19 protein-coding genes and 1 pseudogene are annotated in these 22,337 nt (G+C 65.7%); 9 read left to right on the top strand and 11 right to left on the bottom strand.

From position 1 onward, the window contains the following. The first annotated feature begins 125 nt into the window (after positions 1–125). Complete coding sequence (locus tag ACTGJ9_RS27815) at positions 126–458, top strand: DHCW motif cupin fold protein (protein ID WP_456678648.1); 333 nt, start codon at positions 126–128, stop codon at positions 456–458. A 264-nt stretch (positions 459–722) separates the two neighbouring features. Then, the gene (locus ACTGJ9_RS27820; protein WP_148749473.1) at positions 723–932 is read left to right on the top strand and encodes a cold-shock protein; all 210 of its coding nucleotides are present in this window, start codon (positions 723–725) and stop codon (positions 930–932) included. A 152-nt stretch (positions 933–1,084) separates the two neighbouring features. On the opposite strand, the gene ACTGJ9_RS27825 is transcribed toward ACTGJ9_RS27820, so the two are convergent. Beyond that, complete coding sequence (locus ACTGJ9_RS27825; RefSeq protein WP_456673683.1) at positions 1,085–2,386, bottom strand: RsmB/NOP family class I SAM-dependent RNA methyltransferase; 1,302 nt, start codon at positions 2,384–2,386, stop codon at positions 1,085–1,087. A 34-nt stretch (positions 2,387–2,420) separates the two neighbouring features. Next, positions 2,421–2,843: an MAPEG family protein gene (locus tag ACTGJ9_RS27830; RefSeq protein ID WP_456673684.1), complete on the bottom strand. Its 423-nt coding sequence runs from the start codon at positions 2,841–2,843 to the stop codon at positions 2,421–2,423. Positions 2,844–3,103: 260 nt separating this feature from the next. Here ACTGJ9_RS27830 and ACTGJ9_RS27835 point away from each other — a divergent pair, with 260 nt between their 5' ends. Next, positions 3,104–3,946 (top strand): metallophosphoesterase family protein, encoded by an 843-nt coding sequence (locus ACTGJ9_RS27835; protein WP_456673685.1) that lies wholly within the window; start codon positions 3,104–3,106, stop codon positions 3,944–3,946. Between the two features lie 71 nt (positions 3,947–4,017). Here the strand turns inward: ACTGJ9_RS27835 and ACTGJ9_RS27840 are convergent, their stop codons facing one another. The 3 genes from ACTGJ9_RS27840 to guaB all read right to left on the bottom strand — a co-directional run bounded on the left by ACTGJ9_RS27840 (position 4,018) and on the right by guaB (position 7,060). Further along, entirely contained in the window at positions 4,018–4,254 is a 237-nt protein-coding gene (locus ACTGJ9_RS27840; RefSeq protein WP_456673686.1) for a hypothetical protein, read from the bottom strand. A gap of 148 nt (positions 4,255–4,402) precedes the next feature. Further along, on the bottom strand, positions 4,403–5,440 hold the full coding sequence (locus ACTGJ9_RS27845; RefSeq protein WP_456673687.1) for an NADP-dependent oxidoreductase: 1,038 nt from the start codon (positions 5,438–5,440) through the stop codon (positions 4,403–4,405). A gap of 126 nt (positions 5,441–5,566) precedes the next feature. Then, positions 5,567–7,060, bottom strand: coding sequence for an IMP dehydrogenase (gene guaB, locus ACTGJ9_RS27850; protein WP_456673688.1), 1,494 nt, complete (start codon positions 7,058–7,060; stop codon positions 5,567–5,569). 370 nt (positions 7,061–7,430) lie between these two features. Between guaB and ACTGJ9_RS27855 the strand changes: the two genes are divergently transcribed. Next, positions 7,431–8,921: an MFS transporter gene (locus ACTGJ9_RS27855; protein ID WP_456673689.1), complete on the top strand. Its 1,491-nt coding sequence runs from the start codon at positions 7,431–7,433 to the stop codon at positions 8,919–8,921. A 106-nt stretch (positions 8,922–9,027) separates the two neighbouring features. Here the strand turns inward: ACTGJ9_RS27855 and ACTGJ9_RS27860 are convergent, their stop codons facing one another. After that, positions 9,028–9,714, bottom strand: a complete 687-nt coding sequence (locus ACTGJ9_RS27860) for an RlmE family RNA methyltransferase (protein ID WP_456673690.1) — start codon at positions 9,712–9,714, stop codon at positions 9,028–9,030. 1 nt (position 9,715) lies between these two features. Continuing rightward, a complete protein-coding gene (locus ACTGJ9_RS27865) occupies positions 9,716–10,789 on the bottom strand; it encodes a Ppx/GppA phosphatase family protein (protein WP_456673691.1) in 1,074 nt (357 codons plus the stop codon). A 210-nt stretch (positions 10,790–10,999) separates the two neighbouring features. Here ACTGJ9_RS27865 and ACTGJ9_RS27870 point away from each other — a divergent pair, with 210 nt between their 5' ends. Beyond that, complete coding sequence (locus ACTGJ9_RS27870; RefSeq protein ID WP_456673692.1) at positions 11,000–13,372, top strand: xanthine dehydrogenase family protein molybdopterin-binding subunit; 2,373 nt, start codon at positions 11,000–11,002, stop codon at positions 13,370–13,372. Positions 13,373–13,534: 162 nt separating this feature from the next. Here the strand turns inward: ACTGJ9_RS27870 and ACTGJ9_RS27875 are convergent, their stop codons facing one another. After that, complete coding sequence (locus ACTGJ9_RS27875) at positions 13,535–14,335, bottom strand: hypothetical protein (protein WP_456673693.1); 801 nt, start codon at positions 14,333–14,335, stop codon at positions 13,535–13,537. Positions 14,336–14,442: 107 nt separating this feature from the next. Between ACTGJ9_RS27875 and ACTGJ9_RS27880 the strand changes: the two genes are divergently transcribed. From ACTGJ9_RS27880 to ACTGJ9_RS27890, 3 genes and pseudogenes are all read left to right on the top strand, one after another. After that, positions 14,443–14,946, top strand: coding sequence for a YaiI/YqxD family protein (locus ACTGJ9_RS27880; protein ID WP_456673694.1), 504 nt, complete (start codon positions 14,443–14,445; stop codon positions 14,944–14,946). Positions 14,947–14,948: 2 nt separating this feature from the next. Further along, positions 14,949–16,759 (top strand): annotated as a pseudogene (locus tag ACTGJ9_RS27885) (ABC-F family ATP-binding cassette domain-containing protein). A gap of 2 nt (positions 16,760–16,761) precedes the next feature. Next, positions 16,762–17,841 (top strand): D-TA family PLP-dependent enzyme, encoded by a 1,080-nt coding sequence (locus ACTGJ9_RS27890; protein WP_456673695.1) that lies wholly within the window; start codon positions 16,762–16,764, stop codon positions 17,839–17,841. Here the strand turns inward: ACTGJ9_RS27890 and ACTGJ9_RS27895 are convergent. Beyond that, entirely contained in the window at positions 17,838–18,740 is a 903-nt protein-coding gene (locus tag ACTGJ9_RS27895; RefSeq protein ID WP_456673696.1) for a LysR family transcriptional regulator, read from the bottom strand. The two genes, ACTGJ9_RS27890 and ACTGJ9_RS27895, sit on opposite strands and share 4 nt — an antisense overlap. Before the next feature lie 92 nt (positions 18,741–18,832). Here ACTGJ9_RS27895 and ACTGJ9_RS27900 point away from each other — a divergent pair, with 92 nt between their 5' ends. After that, positions 18,833–20,050 (top strand): MFS transporter, encoded by a 1,218-nt coding sequence (locus ACTGJ9_RS27900; protein WP_456673697.1) that lies wholly within the window; start codon positions 18,833–18,835, stop codon positions 20,048–20,050. Here ACTGJ9_RS27900 and ACTGJ9_RS27905 read toward each other — a convergent pair whose 3' ends face one another. Continuing rightward, a complete protein-coding gene (locus tag ACTGJ9_RS27905; RefSeq protein ID WP_456673698.1) occupies positions 20,051–21,229 on the bottom strand; it encodes a TIGR03862 family flavoprotein in 1,179 nt (392 codons plus the stop codon). It abuts the gene before it with no gap. A gap of 38 nt (positions 21,230–21,267) precedes the next feature. Then, positions 21,268–22,185 carry an SDR family NAD(P)-dependent oxidoreductase gene (locus tag ACTGJ9_RS27910; protein ID WP_456673699.1) on the bottom strand — a complete coding sequence of 306 codons (918 nt, stop codon included), beginning with the start codon at positions 22,183–22,185 and terminating at the stop codon, positions 21,268–21,270. Positions 22,186–22,337: the final 152 nt, after the last annotated feature.

The raw sequence follows: 22,337 nt of genomic DNA on the forward strand, positions 1-22,337 counted from the left end.
GCGAAGCAATCCAGACTCCCTCCGCGGCGATAGTCTGGATTGCGTCGTCGCAAGGGCTCCTCGCAATGACGGAAATTGTTGCTAAGAACATGCCCCAAGCAACATTGCTCAACTACAGGACCCCTATGAAGCTCCCCACCTCGCCCTTCACCGTCACCGAATGGAGCAAGGTGGAAGCCACTACGCATCCCGGTGAGACCGGGCATGCGCTGTGGCGCACGCTCAATATCGGCGATCTCCGGGTGCGGATGGTGGAGTATTCGCCGGGCTATCTGGCCGACCATTGGTGCGATCGCGGGCATGTGCTCTACGTGCTCAAGGGCGAGCTCGACACCGAGTTGCGCGACGGACGCAAGTTCAAGCTTACGCCGGGGATGAGCTACCAGGTATCGGATTTTGGCGACGCCGCGCATCGTTCGTCGACGGCGATTGGCGCGACACTGTTCATTGTGGACTGACGGAACCATCGTTCAGGGCGCGGTGTGCAGCGCAAAATAGCAAAATGGGCAGCGCTCGCTGTGAGCGCGTGCCGCCTTGAAGTTGCCCCAAAAAATCGCTAGATTGTGATCATCGATCCTTGGCCGAACGACTGGGCCGCTCCGTCTCATTTTCAATGGACGAGCACGTTTCAGGTATTTCTCCAAAATCGACCAACCGGGATGATGGGCGCAGCAATGTGCATTTGTCCCCCTGAGTGCATCGTCAATTGAAAGGAAATGACTATGGCAATGGGCACCGTGAAGTGGTTCAACAACCAAAAGGGCTTTGGCTTCATCCAGCCGGATGACGGCCAGAAGGACGTCTTCGTTCACATCAGCGCCGTTGAACGCGCTGGTCTGAGCACCCTCAACGAGGGCCAGAAGGTTTCGTTCGACATCGTTGCGGACCGCCGCAGCGGCAAGTCCTCGGCCGACAACCTCCGCGCCGGCTAGTTGACCGCGCAATTCGCGATCTGACCACGGACGTACCGGCAGATCGTAGAGTTCAGAGACCCCGCGACCGGACTCCGGTTCGCGGGGTTTTTGTTTGCCCGCTCGTCATTCCGGGCTCTCGCTTCGCGAGCCCCGGAATGACGGGGGAGAGTTCAGCCCGTCTTCTTCAGAATCGACACGAAGAACCCATCCGTCTCCGTGCGGCGCGGGGTCATCAACCAGCCCTCGGGCGATTGCAGCGCGGCTTCTGCAAACGCGTCGGCCTTGTCCCAGAGCACGGTCGCGGTCTGCTCCGGTGGCACCACCGAAAGCTCCGGATGACGGCCGACGAAGGCCCTCACCTGCTCACCGTTCTCTTCCGGCAATATTGAGCACGTGATGTAGGCGATGCGGCCGCCTGCCTTCACCAGGGGCGCGGCGCGGTCCAGCACCTCGGCCTGGTCCTTGAGGCGAATCTCCAGCGCACCCGGCCGCATGCGCCATTTCGCATCGGGATTGCGGCGCCAGGTGCCGGTTCCGGTGCAGGGCGCGTCGATCACGACGAGGTCCGCGGTGCCGCTGATGTCGGCGAGCGGATCGGCCTCGCCCTTGGGCGTGCGGATATCGGCATTGTGGACGCCGGCGCGCGACAGGCGCTCGTGGATGGGCGCAAGCTGGCGCTTGTCACTGTCGGTCGCGATCAGCCGGCCCTTGCCCTGCATCATTGCGGCGAGCGCCAGCGTCTTGCCGCCGGCGCCGGCGCAGAGATCGATCACCTGCTCGCCCGGTTTCGCCGCGGTGAGAAGGGCCGCAAGCTGCGATCCTTCGTCCTGGACTTCGACGCCGCCTTTGATGAAATCCTCTTCGGCCTGGATGCCGGGGTTGCGCGCATCGGCCGAAAGCTCGATGCGCAGGCCATTTGGCGACCATTGCGTCGGTTTCGCATGAAGATGAGCAAGCGCCTTCAGCACCTTGTCGCGATTGGATTTTAGCGTGTTGACGCGCAGATCGAGCGGCGCCCGGCTCGCCATCGCGACGGCCTCCGCCGCGCGGTCCTCGCCGAACACCTTGGCCAGATGGGAATCGAGCCAGTCCGGATAGTCGCCGGCGATCGCCGCGGGCGCGTCTTTCAGGGAGCGATGGCTGAGCGCCGCCTGCTCGGCCGCGGTCAGCGGCTCGGGTGCGAACCGGCTGCCGTCGAACAGAGCCTCCATAGTTGCGGTGTCCATGTTGCGCTCGAGGCGGAGCATGCCGATCAGGCGCGCGCGGGCGGTATCGGAATCCATCAGGAACGCGCTGGAGGCATAGCGGCGCAGCACGTCCCAGACCAGGCCGGCGATGGCGGCGCGGTCGCCGGAGCCGGCAAAGCGGTGCGCGGTGCCCCACTCCTTCAGCGCTTTTGCCGCGGGCACGCGGTCGCGTTCGATGGCGTCGATCAGTTCGATGGCTGCGGACAGCCGGGCAGCGGGAGTCATTTGAATCTTTCAGGTCAAATCCGACGCATAAGGGTCAGATCAGCAACAGAATTTTCAGTGCGAAGTAGATCCACATCGCCAGCAGCACCAGCACGCCGGCGAGCCAGATCGACGAGCGCCGGCCGAGATCGTTCGAGGTGACGAACACCCCGGCATGGGCAAAGCGCGTCACCACGAACACCCAGGACATCAGCACGATGAAGAGATCGGCATGGCGGAGCGGCAGCGCCAGCGCGATCAGGGCGTAGAACAGCAGCGGCAACTCGAACTGGTTGCGGTAGCAATTGGCGATCTGGGTGGGGCCCTTCGGCCAGTTCGGCTCGCCCAGCGCAATGTCGCGGATCTTGGTCTCGCCGGAGACCAGCGCATTGCGGCGCCCTAACACCATGCCGATCAGGAGCGCGAAGGTGAGACCGACCTGCACGAAGACAGGCAACAAGACCATTTGGACGGACATCGGAACTTTCCCGTAAGGCGGCGTGCCGCGGACCGTCATTAGCCGCGACTTCTTGCGCTGACAATCGACGAGTTGAACCGGCGTTCCCGACCGCGGGACGGTTTTGCCCCTGGAAGTCCGGCGAGACACGCCGCCGCTGCCAGGCAGCGTCGCGCCGCAGGACCCTACAAGATCCGCCATTGCGTGCTTTAAACTTTGTTCGGTCGCGGATTTTGCGCGCGCGTCATCGTTCCGACGTTTGCGCGGGCAATACTTCGCCTATGTCCGAATTTCGCCTCACCCAGATTTCCGACACGCATCTCGGCCGGCGTTTTCCCGGCCTGATCGCGAACTTTCATCGCGTCAGTGAGCACATCGACACCGAGAGGCCTGATCTCGTCATCAACACCGGCGATGTCTCCTTCGACGGGCCAACAAGTCGCGACGATATCGTTTTCGCGAAAGGCCTGCACGACGCCCTGCCCGTCGCCTGCCGCTACATCCCCGGCAATCACGATATCGGCGATAATCCGACCGCACTCGGGCCTGCGCCCAAGCCCGCGATCGGGGAAGCGCACCGCCAGCAATTCCGCGACATCATCGGCGAGGACCATTGGTCGTTCGAGGCGGCCGGCTGGCGCTTCATCGGCCTCAACTCGCTGGTGATGAATTCAGGGCTCGTGTTCGAGGCCGAGCAGTTCGACTGGTTGTCCCGGGAAATCGCACGCGTGAATGGCAAGCCGGTCGCGCTGTTCCTGCACAAGCCGGTGTTTCTCAACCTGCCCGACGACCCTGAAACCCCGGAGACCTCGATCCGCTACGTGCCGCAGCCGGCCCGCGCGCGGCTGATCGAGATGTTCGGGCGCGTCGATCTCCGCCTCATCGCCAGCGGCCACGTGCACCAGCGCCGCGACTTCACGTTCCGCCACACGCGGCACGTCTGGGCGCCGTCGGCCGGCTTCAAGATCAACGATTCACGCCAGGACCGGATCGCGATCAAGGAGACCGGCCTCGTCGAGTACCGCTTCGCACCCGACAGCTTCGAAGTCCGCCACGTCCGCGCCGCGGGCCAGGTCGATGTGGATATCGAAGAGCTCTTCGCCCAGATGGGCGGCGCGCACTAGCACCGCGGTTTACGCGACGCTCTTGAGGTCCTGCTGGATCGCGGTGAGCAACGACTGCAGCGCTGCGCTGCTCACCGGCTGAGCGAGCGGATCATTGCGGGCACAGTGCCAGCGCGCTCGGCTGCCTTGAGCGGACGCTTGGGAAAGCGCGGCGGAGGCGTCGGCATCGGAGCCTGCCTGAACGCACTCTCGTCGTCGCCATGCACGAACTTGCCATGGATGACGTCGTCGCGACGGCCCATGACATACATGGCCGCCCAATAGCCGGCAGCCAAAAGGATTACGCAGAAAATTCCGATCTCTAACATCGCAACACCCAAAATATGCGCGATGATTCAGTGCCTTCGGCTTTTCGTCAATGAACCGCGGGTCACACAGGCGGCTTTTGCGGGCTGGTGTGGCCAACCGGTGACTCTTTGTTAACCAACCAGCCCCCGAAGGGGCTGATTGTGCCAATCAGGCCTTATCCGGCCCGACCCGGACCAGCTGCTTGCCGAAATTGGCGCCCTTCAAGAGCCCGATGAAGGCGCCCGGGGCGCTGTCCAGCCCCTCGGTGACGAACTCCTTGTACTTCACCTTGCCGTCACGGACCCAGGCGGACATGTCGCGCAGGAAGTCGCCATGGCGCGAGGCGAAGTCGGAGACGATGAAGCCACGAAAAGTCAGCCGCTTGGTCAGCGTCGCGCGCATCATCGACGCCGCCCATTTCGGCGGCTTGGCCTCGGTGTCGTTGTAGTGGGCGATCAGGCCGCACACCGGCACACGCGCGAATGGATTGAGCAGCGGGAAGACCGCCTCGAACACCGCACCGCCGACATTCTCGAAATAGACGTCGATCCCCTTCGGGCAGGCGTCCTTGAGCTTCGCCGCGAAATCAGGATCGCGGTGGTCGATACAGGCATCGAAGCCAAGCTCCTTCATCACGTAGTCGCACTTGTCCTTGCCGCCGGCGATGCCGACCGCGCGTGTGCCCTTGATCTTCGCGATCTGCCCCACGGCCGAGCCGACCGCGCCGGAAGCGCCGGCGACGACGACGGTCTCGCCGCCTTGCGGCTTGCCGATGTCGAGCAGGCCCGTATACGCGGTCATGCCGGGCATGCCGAGCACGCCGATCGAGGTCGAGATCGGACCGAGCCTGGGATCGACCTTGATCAGGCCCTTGCCGTTCGAGATCGCGTGCGTCTGCCAGCCGGTACGTGCACGGACGATGTCGCCCTTGGCAAAGTCAGGATTATTGGACGCCGCGACCTCGCTGACCGCCTCGCCTTCCATCACGCCGCCGACCGGCACCGGCGCAGCATAAGACGGCCCCTCGCTCATCCGCCCGCGCATATAGGGATCGAGCGACAGCCAGATCGTGCGCAGCAGGACCTCACCCGCGCCAGGCGTCGGGACAGCAAATTCCTCCAGGCGAAAATCGGATGATTTGGGTTCGCCGACGGGACGTGCGGCGAGAACGATGCGCTTGCTTTGCTGGGATTTGCTTTGGGACATGATGGCTTCCTCCACTTTCTTGTCATTGCGAGCGAAGCGAAGCAATCCAGTTGCGTCAACAGAAAAGGACTGGATTGCTTCGTCGCAAAAGCTCCTCGCAATGACGAAGGAGAGAGCAGCGCGGGACTAACCCCCGCCCGGATAGTTCGGCGCCTCGCGCGTGATGGTCACATCGTGGACGTGGCTTTCGCGCAGGCCTGCACCGGTGATGCGCACGAAATTCGCCTTCTCGTGCAGCTCCTTCATGTCCTTTGCGCCGACATAGCCCATTGCGGCACGGAGGCCGCCGGCGAGCTGGTGCATGACGTTGCCGACCGGGCCCTTGTAGGGGACCTGGCCCTCGATGCCCTCAGGGACGAGCTTGAGCGCATCCTTGATGTCCTGCTGGAAATAGCGGTCAGCCGAGCCGCGCGCCATCGCGCCGACCGAGCCCATGCCGCGATAGGCCTTGTAGGAGCGGCCCTGCCACAAAAACACTTCGCCGGGCGTCTCGTCGGTGCCGGCGAGCAGCGAACCAACCATCGCGATGTCAGCACCGGCGGCGAGCGCCTTGGCGAGATCGCCGGAGAACTTGATGCCGCCATCGGCGATGACGGGGATGTCGGACTTCTTTGCTGCCTCGACCGCGTCCATGATCGCAGTGAGCTGGGGCACGCCGACACCGGCGACGATGCGCGTGGTGCAGATCGAGCCCGGGCCGATGCCGACCTTGATGCAATCCGCGCCGGCATCGATCAGCGCCTGCGCGCCTTCGGCGGTCGCGACATTGCCGGCGACGACCTGCACGGAGTTGGAGAGACGCTTGATGCGGTTGACGGCGTGCAGCACGTGGCGGGAATGTCCGTGCGCGGTGTCGACGACGACGAGATCGACGCCCGCATCGATCAGCCGCTCGGTGCGCTCGAAGCCGGTGTCGCCGACAGTGGTGGCCGCGGCGACGCGGAGACGGCCCTGCGCATCCTTGCAGGCGAGCGGATGGGCGACGGCCTTCTCGATGTCCTTGACGGTGATCAGGCCGACGCAGCGATACTGATCGTCGACGACGAGCAGCTTCTCGATGCGATGATGATGCAGCATCCGCTTGGCTTCATCCTGGCTGACATTCTCGCGCACCGTGACGAGGTTCTCGTGCGTCATCAGCTCGGAGACTTTTTGCCGGCGGTCGGTGGCAAACCGCACGTCGCGGTTGGTGAGGATGCCGACCAGCTTGCCCGGCGTGGACTTGCCGGCACCGGTGACAACGGGAATGCCGGAGATGCCGTGGTCGCTCATGAGCTTCAAGGCATCGTCGAGCGAGGCCTCGGGGCTGATGGTGAGCGGGTTCACCACCATGCCCGACTCATAGCGCTTGACCTGCCGCACCTGGGCGGCCTGGCCTTCGGGATCGAAATTGCGGTGGATGACCCCGAGACCGCCGGCCTGCGCCATGGCGATCGCCATGCGGGCCTCGGTGACGGTGTCCATGGCGGAGGCCATGATCGGAATATTGAGGGGAATGGCGCGGGTGACGCGGGAGCGGATGTCGACCTCGCCCGGCATGACGTCAGACAGGCCCGGCTTCAACAGCACGTCGTCGAACGTAAAGGCTTCGCGGATGCCCTGAAGTTGCACAATGGCCATATGCCAACTCCTTCCTGCGGCCGTGCCGCAAATAGGTATGGATGAGCGCCGCCCTCGGCGTACCTTGCGGCATCGCCGGAGAATCGGAGCCCATCGGTGGGGTTGACGCGGGTCGATAGCACGGCCGCGCGACGAATCAAAGCAAATCGGACCGCTGGCCAGCCATGCACAGGCTTTTTAGGTCATTTCAGCGGGACAGCCGGGCGGCGGCCTACCGCCATCCCGGGACGCGCCCAACCGCGCGCCCCGGAATAGCGAGCGAAGGAGCGCAGGATTTAGGTGCTATGCGTCGATCCGCAATGGTCCCGACCGAGTCGTGGTGATAAGCCGCAAGTCCGCCCTTCCTTCTGATTTCCATTACCAATCCGTCATGGTCGACAAGCAACGCATCATTCCGCTGATCGTGGCCACTGCTCTCTTCATGGAGAACATGGACTCCACGGTGATTGCCACCTCGCTGCCGGCGATCGCGGCCGACATCGGCTCCAGTCCCCTGACGCTGAAGCTCGCGATCACGTCCTACCTCCTGTCGCTCGCGGTATTCATCCCGGCCAGCGGCTGGACCGCCGATAGATTCGGTGCGCGCCTGGTGTTTGCGATTGCCGTCGGCGTCTTCATGGTCGGCTCGGTCGGCTGCGCGCTCTCGACCTCGGTCACCGACTTCGTGATCGCGCGCATCCTCCAGGGCATGGGCGGCGCGATGATGACGCCGGTCGGGCGCCTCGTGCTGCTGCGGTCCGTCGACAAGAGCGCGCTGGTCAACGCGATGGCCTGGGTGACGGTCCCTGCCCTGATCGGTCCCGTGATCGGCCCGCCGCTCGGCGGCTTCATCACCACCTACGCCTCATGGCACTGGATCTTCCTGATCAACATTCCGATCGGGCTGCTCGGCATCTTCATGGCGCTGAAGTTCATCGACCCCATCAAGAGCGAGAACCGCGAGCCGTTCGATCTCTACGGCATGGTGCTGGCCGGCATCGGGCTTGCCGGCATCGCGTTCGGTCTCTCCGTGGCCGGCCTCAACCTGCTGCCCTGGAGCATCGTCGCCGCCCTGGTCGCAGGCGGCGCGATCTCGATGACGCTCTACGTCATCCATGCCCGGCGGACGGGATCGCCGGTGCTGGACTTTTCGCTTCTGAACCTGCCGACGCTGCGCGCGGCCGTGCTCGGCGGTTTCCTGTTCCGGCTCGGCATCGGCGCCCTGCCCTTCCTGCTGCCGCTATTGATGCAGATCGGCTTCGGGCTGTCGCCATTCCATTCCGGCCTCGTCACTTTTGGCTCCTCGCTTGGCGCCATGGGCATGAAGGCGCTGGCCGCGCGCGTCATCCGCGCTTTCGGCTTCCGCAACTTGATGACGGTGAACGCAATCGTCAGCGCGGTCTTCCTCGCCGCCTGCGCACTGTTCACGGTGACGACGCCGCTGCTGATCATCATGATCATTCTGGTGGTCGGCGGCTTTTTCCGCTCGCTCGAATTCACCGCGATCAACACCGTGGCCTATGCCGATGTGGAGAGCGCGCAGATGAGCCGCGCCACCACGCTGGTCAGCGTCAACCAGCAGCTCGCTGTCTCCGCCGGCGTCGCGGTCGGTGCCGCCTCGGTCGAGACCACGATGTGGCTCAGCCATGTCAGCGAGCTCAACGCCACCGTGTTCGCGCCGGCCTTCGTCGTGGTGGCGCTGACCTCGGCCGCCTCGAGCTGGTTCTTCTGGCAGATGCCCGCCGACGCCGGCAACGAGATCTCCGGCCGCAAGGCGGTGGAGATCGCAAGCCGCAAGGGCGCGGCCAGGAGCGCTGCAAGCGCCGCCGTCAAGGTGGCCACGGAAGACACGCAGGACATGCGGGATCAGCGGCTGGGATAGTTGCTGATCTCGTCATTGCGAGCGAAGCGAAGCAATCCAGAATCCTTCCGCGGAGCGATTCTGGATTGCTTCGTCGCTTCGCTCCTCGCAATGACGGAGTATGCGGCTATGCCTTTGCTCCACCGCGAAATCCCGTCGCGAGCACGTAGCGCTCCGAGGAATCCTGCCGGCTCGCGGCCGGCTTGACGTGACGCACTGTCGCGAAATCGCGCTTGAGCTGCGCGAGCAGATCGGCATCGGCGCCGCTCTGGAATGTCTTGGCCAGGAACACGCCGCCCGGTTTGAGCACGTCACAGGCAAACGCTGCCGCCGTCTCGATCAGGCCGACGATGCGCAGCTGGTCGGTCTTGCGGTGACCGGTGGTGTTGGCGGCCATGTCGGACATCACGACGTCGGCGCCGCCGCCGAGCATGGCGTTGAGCTTCGCCGGCGCGTCGTTGGCCATGAAATCGAGCTGCGCGAAATCGACGCCGGCAATCTCGGGCATCTCCAGCAGATCGATCGCGACGACCTTGCCCTTGCCGTCGATCGAGCCGACGCGCTTGGCTGCGATCTGGCTCCAGCCGCCGGGCGCGGCGCCAAGATCGACCACGGCCATGCCTGATTTCAGCAGGCGATATTTGTCGTCGATCTCGAGCAGCTTGAACGCGGCGCGCGAGCGATAGCCCAAAGCCTTGGCCTTGACGACATAGGGATCGTTGAGCTGCCGCTCCAGCCAAAGCTTCGACGACAATTTGCGCTTGCCGCCGGTCTTGACCTGGACGTGCAAGCGGCCGGTGGTGTCTTTCGCCATCTCACCAGCTCCTGAGCGCGCCGTCCTCGCGCATCATCTCGACCAGCATGCCCTCGCGCAGGCCCCGGTCGGCGACGCGCAGGCGCCGCAGCGGGAACGCGCGGCGGATGGCATCGAGGATGGCGCAGCCGGCCAGCACGAGGTCGGCGCGCTCGATGCTGATGCAGCTGTTGTTGGCACGCTCCTCGTAGCTCATGCCCAGCAGCTTGCTGATGGTCGCGGTGATATCGGTGTCGTTCATCCAGATGCTGTCGATGCGGCGGCGGTCGTAGCGCACGAGATTGAGATGGATGCCGGCGAGCGTGGTCACGGTGCCCGAGGTGCCCAGCAGATGCATGTCGGTGAGATCGCGGCCATGCGCTTCCGCGAACGGCGCGACATGGTTGGCGACCTCCTGCTCCATCGCGGCGTAGATCTCCGGCGTCACGTCGCGGCCGCCGAACTGCTCGGCCAGCGTCACGACGCCAAGCGGGATCGACATCCAGGCCTTGATGCGCGGCTCCGGATTTTGCGGGTCGCGCTCGATCCGCACCAGCTCGGTCGAGCCGCCGCCGATATCGAACAGGATGGCGCCGCGCCCCCTGAGATCGACCAGCGGCGAGCAGCCGAGCATCGCCAGAGATGCTTCGGTTTCGCGGTCGATCACCTCGAGCTCGATGCCGGTCTCGGCCGCGACGCGGTTGCGAAAGCCCTCCGCATTCGAAGCCGCGCGGCAGGCTTCGGTCGCAATCAGCCGCAGCCGCTTGGCCTTGCGCAGGTTGATCTTGTCCCGGCAGATGCTGAGCGCAGCGATCGCGCGATCGATCGCGGCCTCGCTGATCGAGCCGGTCGCCGAGACGCCCTCGCCGAGGCGGATGATGCGCGAGAAGGAATCGACCACGCGAAAGCCGTCGTGGGTCGGACAGGCGATCAGGAGCCTGCAATTGTTGGTGCCGAGGTCCAGCGCCGCGTAGACGCCGGTTCCCGGCGCTTGCGCGGCGACGGCCGGTTCGGGGGCCAACGCCACCGCCGCCATCGACCCCTCGAGCTCACCGTGCGGCCCATGGCCGTCGCGGAGCCGCGTGTGGTCATTCATATAAACTGTCTTTCCGCGGCCAGTTCGGCCGATCTGGAATTGCTTTTTCGCCTGAAACATTAGCAGCGCGGCAGGCCTGCGCAACAACGCATCACATGGGACCATGCCCATTCGTGCGTTGTCGTGAACGGGTCGGTGGGTTATTTCAATGGGGTCCGGTCCCAAAAGGCGCCACAAAACGCGCAATTGCCGGCTTTTCAGGTCATTCCCATGCAAGAACACACGAAATCCTCGACGCTCGAAAACGCTATTGCACTGCAAAAATACGGCGTCGGGCAGCCGGTCCGCCGCAAGGAGGACGACACGCTGGTGCGCGGCAAGGGCCGCTACACCGACGATTTCAATCTGCCCGGCCAGGCCCATTGCGTGGTCGTCCGCTCGCCCCACGCCCACGGCGTGATCCGCGGCATCGGCATCGACACCGCCCGGGCAATGCCGGGCGTGCTGGGCGTATGGACCGGCAAGGACCTCGACGCGGCCGGCTATGGCCCGTTCACCTGCGGCCTGCCGCTGAAGAGCCGCGACGGCTCGCCCCTGCTCCAGACCAACCGCCAGCCGCTGGCGACTGACAAGGTCCGCTTCGTCGGCGACCCCGTAGCCTTCGTGGTCGCCGAGACGCTGGCCCAGGCGCGCGACGCGGCCGAAGCGGTCGAGCTCGATATCGAGCCGCTGCCGGCCGTGACTGATCCCGAGGAGGCCGCCAAGCCCGGCGCGCCGCAGCTCTACGACCACATTCCGAACAACGTCGCGCTCGACTACCATTATGGCGACACGGAGAAGGTGAACGCCGCTTTCGCCAGCGCCGCCCATGTCACCAAGGTCGACATCGAGAACACCCGCGTCGCCGTGGTCTCGATGGAGCCCCGCGTCGGGCTCGCCTCCTACGACAGGAAGTCCGAGCGCTACACCATCCAGATGCCGACGCAGGGCGTCGCGGGCAACCGCGCCAACCTCGCCAAGAACCTGAAGGTGCCAAACGAGAAGGTGCGCATCCTCACCGCCAATGTCGGCGGCTCCTTCGGCATGAAGAACGTCAATTATCCCGAATATATGTGCATCCTGTACGCGGCCAAGGCGCTGGGACGCCCGGTGAAGTGGCTGGACGAGCGCTCCACCAGCTTCCTCTCCGACAGCCACGGCCGCGCGCAAAAGATCCATGCCGAGCTCGCGCTCGACGCCGAGGGGCACTTCCTCGCGGCAAGGCTTTCGGGCTACGGCAATCTCGGCGCCTACATCACCGGCGTCTCGCCCAGTCCGCTCTCGCTCAACACCGGCAAGAACTTTTCCAGCGTCTACCGCACGCCACTGATAACGGTCGACATCAAGACGGTGCTGACCAACACCACGTTGATGGGCGCCTATCGCGGCGCCGGCCGGCCTGAAGCCAACTACTACATGGAACGTCTGATCGACCGCGCCGCCGACGAGATGGGCATCAACCGGCTGACGCTGCGCAAGCGCAACTTCATCAAGCCGAACCAGATGCCCTTCCCCGCGTCCTCGGGCGTCACCTATGACAGCGGCGACTTCCAGGCAGTGTTCACCAAGGCGCTCGAAATCTCCGACCACGAGAATTTCGCCAAGCGCAAAAAGGAGAGCAAGAAATCCGGCAAGCTGCGCGGCATCGCTGTCGGCTCCTATCTCGAGGTCACTGCGCCGCCGAGCCCCGAGCTCGGCAAAATCGTGTTCGATCCCGACGGCACCGTGCAGCTCATCACCGGTACGCTCGACTACGGCCAGGGCCACGCCACGCCGTTCGCGCAGGTGCTGAGCGCGCAGCTCGGCGTCCCCTTCGAGAGCGTGAAGCTCGTGCAGGGGGACAGCGACATCGTCCACGCCGGCAACGGCACCGGCGGTTCGCGCTCGATCACCGCGACCGGGCAGGCCATCGTGGAGTCCTCGCGCCTCGTGATCGAAAAAGGCAAGCGCGCCGCCGCGCACCTGCTGGAGGCGTCGGAAGCCGACATCGAGTTCGCCGACGGCACCTTCACCATCGCCGGAACCGACCGCAGCATCGACATCATGGATCTCGCCAAGAAGCTGCATGACGGCAAGGCGCCGGACGGCGTGCCCGAGAGTCTCGACGTCGATCACACCAGCGAGCCGGTGCCGTCGGCCTTCCCGAACGGCTGCCATGTTGCCGAGGTCGAGGTCGATCCTGACACCGGCGTGGTGCAGATCGTGCGCTACAGCGCGGTGAACGATTTCGGCACGGTGATCAACCCGATGCTGGTCGCGGGCCAGCTCCATGGCGGCGTCGTTCAGGGCATCGGCCAGGCGCTGATGGAGCACGTCCGTTACGACGAGAGCGGCCAGCCCATCACCGGCTCGCTGATGGACTACGCGCTGCCCCGCGCCGAAGACGTGCCGTACATGGAGGTCGGCGACCACCCGGTGCCGGCCACGAGCAATCCCCTGGGCACCAAGGGCTGCGGCGAAGCCGGCTGCGCCGGCAGCCTGTCGACCGTGGTGAACGCGGTACTCGACGCGCTCTCCGACTATGGCATCAAGCGCATCGACATGCCCTTGACGCCGGAGCGGGTGTGGCGGGCGATCCAGGACGCGAAGGGCAAGACGGCGTAAAGCTGCCCTTCTGCCTCCACACGGACACCGTCATCGCCCGGCTCGACCGGGCGATCCAGTACTCCGAGGCAGTCGTGATTGACCGATGGGCCGCGGCGTACTGGATTCGCCGCCTTCGCGGGGAATGACAGCGAATATGTGGACGCGCCGTACCGTTGCCCGCTACGCCGCCGCCTGCTCCCGCGGCTGGTAGATCGCGATGTGCTGGCAATGCGCGAGCGGCGTCGTGCCGTTGGCGACGACCAGCGCATCGAGCTCGACGAAGCGGTGGCCCTTCTTCTCGTAGTTCGCGGTGACCTTCGCCCGCGCGACGATCTCATCGCCGGCGCGCGCCGGCGACACGAGCTGCATGCGGCTGCCGACATGGATCCACGGGCCCAGAATGGTGTTGTCGACCAGCACGCGATTCATGACGCGCTGGATCAGGCCGGGATGGCCGAGCCCCTCGCGCGCGAAAATCGGATCGGCCTCCCTGACATCGGCGAGATAGTCCGTCGCGTCCTGCCCGGCCCAGCGGCGCGGGGTCGTGCCGAGCCATTTGCCTACCTCGAAGAATTCAGGGCTGACCGGCTTGCGCTCGGCCACCGCGGGCACGTCGACATAATCTTGCTGCGGCACAGTCGGCGCTGACGCCGGCAGCGACGCCGTTCCGGTGGCGCAAAGCTCGGTGCGGCTGAAGACCTCGATCGTGAGCTGGCCGTTGTGCTCGGTCGCATCGACATCGGCGGTCTCGCCGTCATAGACCGGCTTGATGAAGCGTGCCTCGATCAGCCCGCGTGCAAGAAAATCGCGGCCCCAACGCGCCACCGGCACGTGCATCATGTAGGCGAAGACATCGACGCCCGGAACCAGGCCACCTGAAAAGCCGAAGCGGCGCGCCACCGTGTCGTCATGCATCTTGTTTTCGGATTGTTTGGCGGTGTTGTAAGCCTCGACGCGGTAGGTTTCGAGCCGGTTGGGCATAGCGGGCTTTTCCCTATGTTTTTGTTCTTTCAGGGCCGATCGTAGGCCTCGCGGAACCAGGGTCAATCCCCTCGCCTTTGCGGCCCGAATGGGGTACCACGCCGCGAATGACTGCCACCCCCACCCGCATCTATGTCGACGCCGACGCCTGCCCGGTGAAGGACGAGATCTACCGCGTCGCGAGCCGGCACGGCGTGCCCGTCCGCGTGGTCGCCGGCAACTTTATCCGTGTGCCGCAGGACCCGCTGATCGAGCGCATCGCCGCCGGTGCGGGCATGGACGCGGCCGACGACTGGATCGCGGAGCGGGCCAGGCCGGGCGACGTCGTCATCACCTCCGACATTCCGCTGGCCAGCCGCTGCGTGAAAGCCGGCGCCGACGTAATCGCGCCCAACGGCAAGCCGTTCACGGAAGAGTCGATCGGGATGACGCTCGCGGTGCGCAATCTCATGACGGACCTGCGCTCGGCCGGCGAAGTGACCGGTGGCCCGCGCTCGTTCGCACCGCGCGACCGCTCCAGCTTTCTCTCGGCGCTCGACCAGACGCTGCGCCGGATCCAGCGCCGCCGCGCCGATCAGACCGCTACGCGCCAGAATTCGAGTCAAGGCTAGTCATGGCGCCGCCGCTGATCCAACTCAAAGACATCAGGCTGACCTTTGGTGGCACGCCGCTTTTGAGCGGCGTCGAGCTCAATGTCGCGCCATCCGAGCGCGTGTGCCTGATCGGCCGCAACGGCTCCGGCAAGTCGACGCTGCTGAAGATCGCGGCCGGCCTGGTCGAGCCCGACGGCGGCACGCGCTTCGTGCAGCCCGGCGCGACGGTGCGCTATCTGCCGCAGGAGCCCGATTTCGGCGACCACAAGACCACGCTCGCCTATGTCGAGGCGGGCCTCGCACCGGGCGACGATCCATACCAGGCGCGCTACCTGATCGAGCAACTCGGCCTGACCGGCAACGAGAGCCCGGCCAACGTCTCCGGCGGCGAGGCCCGCCGCGCGGCGCTGGCGCGGGTGCTGGCGCCCTCGCCGGACATTTTGTTGCTGGACGAGCCGACCAACCATCTCGATCTCTCCACCATCGAATGGGTGGAGAAGGAGCTCGACAATCGCCGCAGCGCCCTGGTGATCATCAGCCATGACCGCCGCTTCCTCAGCAATCTCTCGCGCTCCACCGCCTGGCTCGATCGCGGCAAGATCAAGCAGATCGACCGCGGCTTTGCCTCGTTCGAGAGCTGGCGCGACGAGGTGCTGGCGGAAGAAGAGCGCGACCAGCACAAGCTCGACCGCAAGATCGTCGACGAGGAGCACTGGCTGCGCCACGGCGTCTCCGGCCGCCGCAAGCGCAACGTCAAGCGGCTCGGCAATCTGCATGCGCTGCGCGACCAGCGGCGCAATTATCGCGGCACGGCCGGCACCGCGAGTCTTGCCGCGGCCGAAGCGGAGCAATCCGGCAAGCTGGTGATCGAGGCCAAGGGCATCACCAAGGCCTTTGGCGGCCGCGTGATCGTCGACAATTTCTCCACCCGCATCCAGCGCGGCGACCGGCTCGGCATTATCGGGCCGAACGGCGCCGGCAAGACCACGCTGGTCAATCTGCTCACCGGCGGAGCGCAGCCTGACTCCGGCACGGTGCGGTTAGGGGCCAATCTGGAGACGGCCACGCTCGACCAGCACCGCGAAAGCCTCGATCCCAAGTCGACGCTGGCCGAGGCGCTGACCGGCGGCCGTGGCGACCAGATCATGGTCGGCGGCAAGCCGAAACACGTGGTCGGCTACATGAAGGACTTCCTGTTCGCCCAGGAGCAGCGCGGCACGCCGGTGGAGGTGCTCTCGGGCGGCGAGCGCGGCCGGCTGATGCTGGCGCGCGCGCTGGCCAAGCCGTCAAACCTGCTGGTGCTGGACGAGCCGACCAACGATCTCGATCTCGAAACGCTCGACGTGCTCGAAGACATGCTCGGCGACTACGAGGGCACGGTGATCCTGATCAGCCATGACCGCGACTTCCTCGACCGCATCGTCACTTCCGTGATCGCGCCCGAGGGCAACGGCAAGTGGACCGAATATGCCGGCGGCTACAGCGACATGCTCACGCAACGCGGCGCCGACCTGAAGCGCGAGACTGCGAAGGCGCAACCGCCTGCGGAGAAGAAGAGGAGCGCGCCGCGGCTCCAGCATCCGCATCCAAACGGAAGCTGAGCTTCAACGAGAAGCACGCGCTGGAGACGCTGCCGAAGAGGATGGAAGCCCTGCAGGCCGATATTGCCCGATTGCAGCGCGTGCTCGACGATCCCAACCTTTACGCCAGGGATCGCAAGAGATTCGACGACACCTCCGCCGCCATTGCCAAGGCGCACGACGAACTCTCCGCCGCCGAAGAGCGCTGGCTCGAACTGGAAATGATTCGCGAAGAAATAGAGCAGGCTTAAAAATGACCACTCCCCTCGCCGCCAAGATCGCCCGTGAATACGGTACGCCCTGCGCCGTCATCGACATGGACAAGGTCGAGCGCAACATCGCGCGGATCCAGAAGGCCTGCGACGAGGCCGGTATTGCCAACCGTCCCCATATCAAGACGCACAAGAACCCGACGATCGCGAAGATGCAGGTCGCGGCCGGCGCCAAGGGCATCACCTGCCAGAAGATCGGCGAGGCCGAGATCATGGCCAATGCCGGCATCGACGACATCCTGATCAGCTACAATCTGCTGGGCGAGGAAAAAATGGCGCGTCTCGGCGCGTTGAATGCCAAAACCAACATGACGGTCGCCGCCGACAATTCGACTGTCCTTGCCGGACTGCCGAAGGCGGCCGAGGCTGCGGGCCGCTCGCTCTCGGTCGTGGTCGAATGCGACACGGGCCGCAAGCGCGCGGGCGTCGAGACTCCGGCGGAAGCGATTGCGCTCGCGCGCGAAATCGCGGCGTCCAAGGGACTGGAGTTTGCCGGCTTCATGCTCTACCCGACCGAGACCGGCTGGGGCGATGCCCAGAAATTCTTCGACGAGGCACTCGCCGGCGTGCGCGCGCACGGGCTCGATGCAAAGATCGTCTCGACCGGCGGCACGCCGAACCTCAAGAACATCGGCAAGCTCAAGGGCGGCACCGAGCACCGCTTCGGCACCTACATCTACAACGACCGCATGCAAGTCGCCGCCGGCTCTGCCACCTGGAACGATTGCGCGCTGCACATCTATTCGACCGTGGTGAGCCGCGCGGCACCCGAGCGCGGGATTCTTGACGCCGGCTCGAAGACGCTGACGACGGACACCGGCGGGCTCGACGGCCACGGCCTGATCCTGGAGCACCCCGAAGCCAGGATCGCGCGCTTCGCCGAGGAGCACGGCTTCCTCGACCTCTCCCGCAGCAACACGCGTCCTGATGTCGGCGACGTCGTCCGCATCGTGCCGAACCACGTCTGCGTCGTCGTCAACATGATGGACGAGGTCGTGATGGTCCGCGGCGACGAGATCATCGGCACGCTGCCGGTGGCCGCGCGCGGGAAGCTGCGCTAGGCGCGAATTAGAGCTCGTAGCTCCCGATCCAGGCCGTCGCGGAACAGATTGATCGGGCCGGTCAAACGGCCGGCCGGCGGGCGATGCACCAGCCATGCGCGCACGGCGGGATTGAAGTCGCGCGCGGCGACCGGCTTGAGCTTGTCGCGAAACGCGCTGCGCTTCAGCGCGATCGGTGTGACCAGCCCGACGCCCAGACCGCGTGACACCAGCGACAGCCGAAGCTCGCTGTCCAGCGCTTCCACGGCGACGGTGAACGGCAAATGGTCGGCATCGAAGCGGCGCTTGAGTGTGTCGCGAAATCCGCAGCCGTCCTGGTTGATCACCCACGACAACTGCGACAGGCGCTCCAGGTCGACGGTGCGCGGGATCTTCATCTCGCGCGCGACGACGAACACCACCGGCTGCGACCCGAGATCGTCGGCGACGAGATCGGCCGGCGGCGCTGCTCCGTCGGGCAGGCAGATCGCGGCGGCATCGAGTTCATTGCGGCTGACCCTCTCGACCTGGTTGGGCGACCAGCCCGAGACGACGCGCACGCTCAGCGCCGGAAATTCGGCACGCACCGCATCGAGCGGCGCACTGAGCCCGGCCTCGGAGAGAAACGGCGTGAGGCCGAGCCTGAACTCGCCGCGCACGACGCCATCATCGGCGACGCCGGCCTTGAGATCATCCAGCATCCTGAGCAGGCGCCGGCCCTGCTCATAGGCCTCATGACCTGCGGGCGTGGGCTTCAGCGGCTTCGACAGGCGGTCCAGCAACTGCGCGCCCAGCATCTCCTCGAGATTCTGGATGCGCCGCGTCACGCCGGGCTGCGTGAGATTGAGGCGCGTCGAGGCCGCGACGATCGAACCGGTCTCGACCACCGCGACGAAAGCGACAAGGTCGTGGGTATTCATAACTAACTCGCATATTCTTTATAGGCTTAATTGAATTGTAGCATATTGTTCATCCCGCTTAAAGGGGACCCGCATCCAGCCCGCGAGGTCCCATGACCATCTCCGAAACCACCAAGCTCGTATCTCGAAAGCAGCTCGCCGAGCGACCGCTGATCTGGCTCGGCGCCATCACCACCGGCGTGGTCGTCACCAATTTGTTCGCGCCGCAGATTCTCGTTGGACTGATCGGCCGATCGCTGACCATGACCGCCTGGCAGGCAGGCCTCGTCAGCACGCTGACCCTGCTCGGCTATGCGCTCGGCCTGATGTTGCTCGTGCCGCTCGTCGATCTGATCGAGAACCGCCGGCTGATCCTGCGCACGCTCGGCTGCGCGATCCTCGCAGCGCTGGCAACGGCACTCGCGCCAACGCCCGCGCTGTTGCTGCTCGCCACCTTCGTTCTCGGCGCGTCCTGCGCCGCGATCCAGATGATGGTTCCGCTCGTGGCCTCGATGGTGGCGCCGGAGCGTCGCGGTCAAGCCATCGGCGAGGTGATGAGCGGGCTGATGATCGGCATCCTGTTGTCCCGGCCCGCGGCGAGCCTGATCGCCGATCTCTGGAGCTGGCGCGCCTATTATCTCGCCTCAGCCATCCTGATGACGTTCCTCGCCGGCGCGCTCGGCCGTTATCTGCCGACGCTGCAACCGGCGGCCCGCGTCGGCTACGGCGAATTGCTCCGCTCGTTCCCAAAACTGCTGCGGGAAGAGCCGGTGCTGCGCGTGCGGGCCTGGACAGCTTCCCTGGTCATGGCGTCTTTCACCGCATTCTGGTCCGCGGTCGCGCTGCGCCTGCCGGATGCACCGTTTGCGCTCGACGCCAAGGGCATCGCGGCTTTCGCGCTGATCGGCGTCGCAGGCGCCGCGGCGACGCCGCTTGCCGGCCGCTGGGGCGACAAGGGCCGGGCACGCCCGCTGCTCTTCGCGGCTCATCTGTGCATCATCGGCTCGCTCGCACTCTGCGCCTGGGCCGGTACGATGGAGTCGCGCGTGGCGGGCCTGCTGGTGCTGAGCCTCGCGACGATCCTGCTCGACGTCGGCATCACCGCCGACCAGACGCTCGGCCGCCGCGCCGTCAATCTGCTGCGACCCGAGGCGCGCGGCCGCATCAACGGCCTGTTCGTTGCGCTGTTCTTCGTCGGCGGCGGCGTCGGCTCCGCGGCGGCCTCGCTGGCCTGGAGTTTTGGCGGCTGGACCGCGGTCTGCGTGGTCGCGGCGAGCTTTGGTGTGCTCGGTTTCCTCACGGATCTCGTCACAAGGACCGGAACGTCATGATCAGGGGGCCCCAAGCCATCGCAACGCGCCCCTGCCCGCCGCCGCACCGGTCGCGAACGACGCCTGCAGCAGGTAGCCGCCGGTCGGCGCTTCCCAGTCCAGCATCTCGCCGGCGGCGAACACGCCGGGCAGCTTGCGCAGCATGAAATGGTCGTCGAGTTCGTCGAAGGCAATCCCGCCCGCGGTCGAGATGGCGCGGTCGATCATGGCGACGCCGGTGAGCTGAACCGGGATTGCGTTGATCAGATGCGCGAGACCGGCCGGCGAGAGTGTTGCCAGCGGCCGGCCGGACGCAATGGCCGCTTCCTGCATCAGGCCGATGCCGACCGGCGACAATTGTGCCGCCTTGCGCAGAAAGTTCGCGAGCGATTGCTTGCCGCGCGTGCCCGACAGGCGCGTGGTCAGCGCGTCGACGTCGAGATCGGGCCGCAAGGCGATCGTCAACGTCGCCTGGCCGATCCCGAGGACCGCCTCGCGCAGCTCCGCCGACAGCGCGTAGATCGCGCCGCCCTCGATGCCGCCGCGGGTGATCATGGCTTCGCCACGCACCGTGTGCGCGCCGACCGTCAGCGCCACGCCCTTGAGCGGCTGGCCTTCGAACCTATCGCGAAAGATGTCGGACCATGCGACCGTGAAGCCGGAATTGGCCGGCCTGAGCTTCGAGACGGCAACGCCCTTGGCGGCGAGACAATCGACCCATGCGCCATCCGAGCCCAGCCGCGGCCAGCTCGCGCCACCGAGCGCGAGCACGGTTGCGCCCGGGGCGATGGCAAGCGCGCCATCGGGCGTTTGAAATTGGAGCCGGCCCTGCTCGTCCCATCCGGTCCAGCGATGCCGAAACGCGAATTGCACGCCGGCCGCAGCGAGCCGCCGCAGCCAGGCGCGCAGCAAGGGCGAGGCCTTGAACGTTTTCGGGAACACACGTCCGCTGCTGCCAACGAAGGTCGGCTGCCCAAGTGCGGCGCTCCAGTCGCGCAGCGCATCGGGCGGAAACGCCTCGAGCGCCGCGCGCAGATCCGGCATCGCTTCGCGGTAGCGGGCAAGAAAATCCGGCAGCGGCTCGCTGTGGGTGAGATTGAGCCCGCCACGGCCGGCCATCAGGAATTTGCGGCCCGCGGACGGCATGGCGTCGTAGACGGTGACGTGGGCGCCACCCGACGCCAGCACCTCCGCCGCCATCAGCCCGGCGGGGCCGGCACCGATGACGGCGACCTCAGTCAGAGCTTGATCCCCGCCCGTGCCGCGGCCTGTGCCACATACTTCTGGGTCTGCTCGAACGCACCCGTCAGCGCTCTGGCCTTCGACATGTCGCTGATCTCGGCGAAATGCGCGGCGATGGCATCGGGGGTCCAGTCGGACTCCGGCAAGTTGATGCCTTCGCTCTCGAGAATCTTGATCACGGCGAAGGAGCCCGCACCGGCGCCCATGATGGTGCGGGTCGGCGCATCCTCGCTCAGCATATACTCGACGGCGGGCGTAATCGCATTGGGCTTCATCAATTGCAGCGCCTGCGGCGGCAGCAGCTCTTCCGTCATGCGGGTGGCCGCAGTCGGCGAGATGATGTTGACGCGGATGTTGGTCTTGCGGCCCTCCTCTGCGAGGACATTCATCAGGCCGACCATGCCGGACTTGGCCGCGCCGTAATTGGCCTGGCCGAAATTGCCGTAGAGGCCGGAGGACGAGGTTGTCAGCACGATGCGGCCGTAGTTGCGGTCGCGCATGCCGGCCCAGACCGCCTTGCAGCAATAGAAGGTGCCGACGAGATGCACATCGAGCACCTTCTGGAAATCGGCCGCTTCCATCTTGCCGAACGACTTGTCGCGCAGGATGCCGGCATTGGCACACATGATGTCGACGCTGCCCCATTCCCTGGTGGCGCGTTCGACCATGGCGGTCACCTGCTCGAAATTCGAGACGTCGGCGCCGTCAGCCATCGCGGTGCCGCCGGCTTTGCGGATCTCCTCGACGACGGCCTCGGCCGGCGAGAGCGAACCGCCGCTACCGTCACGCGCGCCGCCGAAATCGTTGACGACGACTTTCGCGCCGCGGCTCGCGAGGCCCAGCGCATGCGCCTTGCCGAGACCATTGCCCGCGCCGGTGACGATGGCGACGCGTCCGTCGAACCTGATTGCCATGAGTGTGCTTCCCTGTGCTTTCTTCCCTTCTCCCCTTGTGGGAGAAGGTGGCGCGAAGCGCCGGATGAGGGGTTGTCTCGGCAGATGAGCGGGTGGAGAGACACCCCTCACCCGGCTTCATCTCGCTCCGCTCGATTTCGCCACCCTCTCCC

It is taken from the genome of Bradyrhizobium sp. RDM12, from assembly GCF_051917485.1.
Taxonomy (GTDB): domain Bacteria; phylum Pseudomonadota; class Alphaproteobacteria; order Rhizobiales; family Xanthobacteraceae; genus Bradyrhizobium.

Coding starts and splice junctions, on each gene's coding strand:
- ACTGJ9_RS27840 (WP_456673686.1), bottom strand. CDS start 4,254: ATGTTAGAGATCGGAATTTTCTGCGTAATCCTTTTGGCTGCCGGCTAT.
- guaB (WP_456673688.1), bottom strand. CDS start 7,060: ATGGCCATTGTGCAACTTCAGGGCATCCGCGAAGCCTTTACGTTCGAC.
- ACTGJ9_RS27900 (WP_456673697.1), top strand. CDS start 18,833: ATGACCATCTCCGAAACCACCAAGCTCGTATCTCGAAAGCAGCTCGCC.
- ACTGJ9_RS27825 (WP_456673683.1), bottom strand. CDS start 2,386: ATGACTCCCGCTGCCCGGCTGTCCGCAGCCATCGAACTGATCGACGCC.
- ACTGJ9_RS27855 (WP_456673689.1), top strand. CDS start 7,431: ATGGTCGACAAGCAACGCATCATTCCGCTGATCGTGGCCACTGCTCTC.
- ACTGJ9_RS27860 (WP_456673690.1), bottom strand. CDS start 9,714: ATGGCGAAAGACACCACCGGCCGCTTGCACGTCCAGGTCAAGACCGGC.
- ACTGJ9_RS27875 (WP_456673693.1), bottom strand. CDS start 14,335: ATGCCCAACCGGCTCGAAACCTACCGCGTCGAGGCTTACAACACCGCC.
- ACTGJ9_RS27910 (WP_456673699.1), bottom strand. CDS start 22,185: ATGGCAATCAGGTTCGACGGACGCGTCGCCATCGTCACCGGCGCGGGC.
- ACTGJ9_RS27815 (WP_456678648.1), top strand. CDS start 126: ATGAAGCTCCCCACCTCGCCCTTCACCGTCACCGAATGGAGCAAGGTG.
- ACTGJ9_RS27895 (WP_456673696.1), bottom strand. CDS start 18,740: ATGAATACCCACGACCTTGTCGCTTTCGTCGCGGTGGTCGAGACCGGT.
- ACTGJ9_RS27835 (WP_456673685.1), top strand. CDS start 3,104: ATGTCCGAATTTCGCCTCACCCAGATTTCCGACACGCATCTCGGCCGG.
- ACTGJ9_RS27890 (WP_456673695.1), top strand. CDS start 16,762: ATGACCACTCCCCTCGCCGCCAAGATCGCCCGTGAATACGGTACGCCC.
- ACTGJ9_RS27880 (WP_456673694.1), top strand. CDS start 14,443: ATGACTGCCACCCCCACCCGCATCTATGTCGACGCCGACGCCTGCCCG.
- ACTGJ9_RS27845 (WP_456673687.1), bottom strand. CDS start 5,440: ATGTCCCAAAGCAAATCCCAGCAAAGCAAGCGCATCGTTCTCGCCGCA.
- ACTGJ9_RS27820 (WP_148749473.1), top strand. CDS start 723: ATGGCAATGGGCACCGTGAAGTGGTTCAACAACCAAAAGGGCTTTGGC.
- ACTGJ9_RS27830 (WP_456673684.1), bottom strand. CDS start 2,843: ATGTCCGTCCAAATGGTCTTGTTGCCTGTCTTCGTGCAGGTCGGTCTC.
- ACTGJ9_RS27865 (WP_456673691.1), bottom strand. CDS start 10,789: ATGAATGACCACACGCGGCTCCGCGACGGCCATGGGCCGCACGGTGAG.
- ACTGJ9_RS27870 (WP_456673692.1), top strand. CDS start 11,000: ATGCAAGAACACACGAAATCCTCGACGCTCGAAAACGCTATTGCACTG.
- ACTGJ9_RS27905 (WP_456673698.1), bottom strand. CDS start 21,229: ATGGCGGCGGAGGTGCTGGCGTCGGGTGGCGCCCACGTCACCGTCTAC.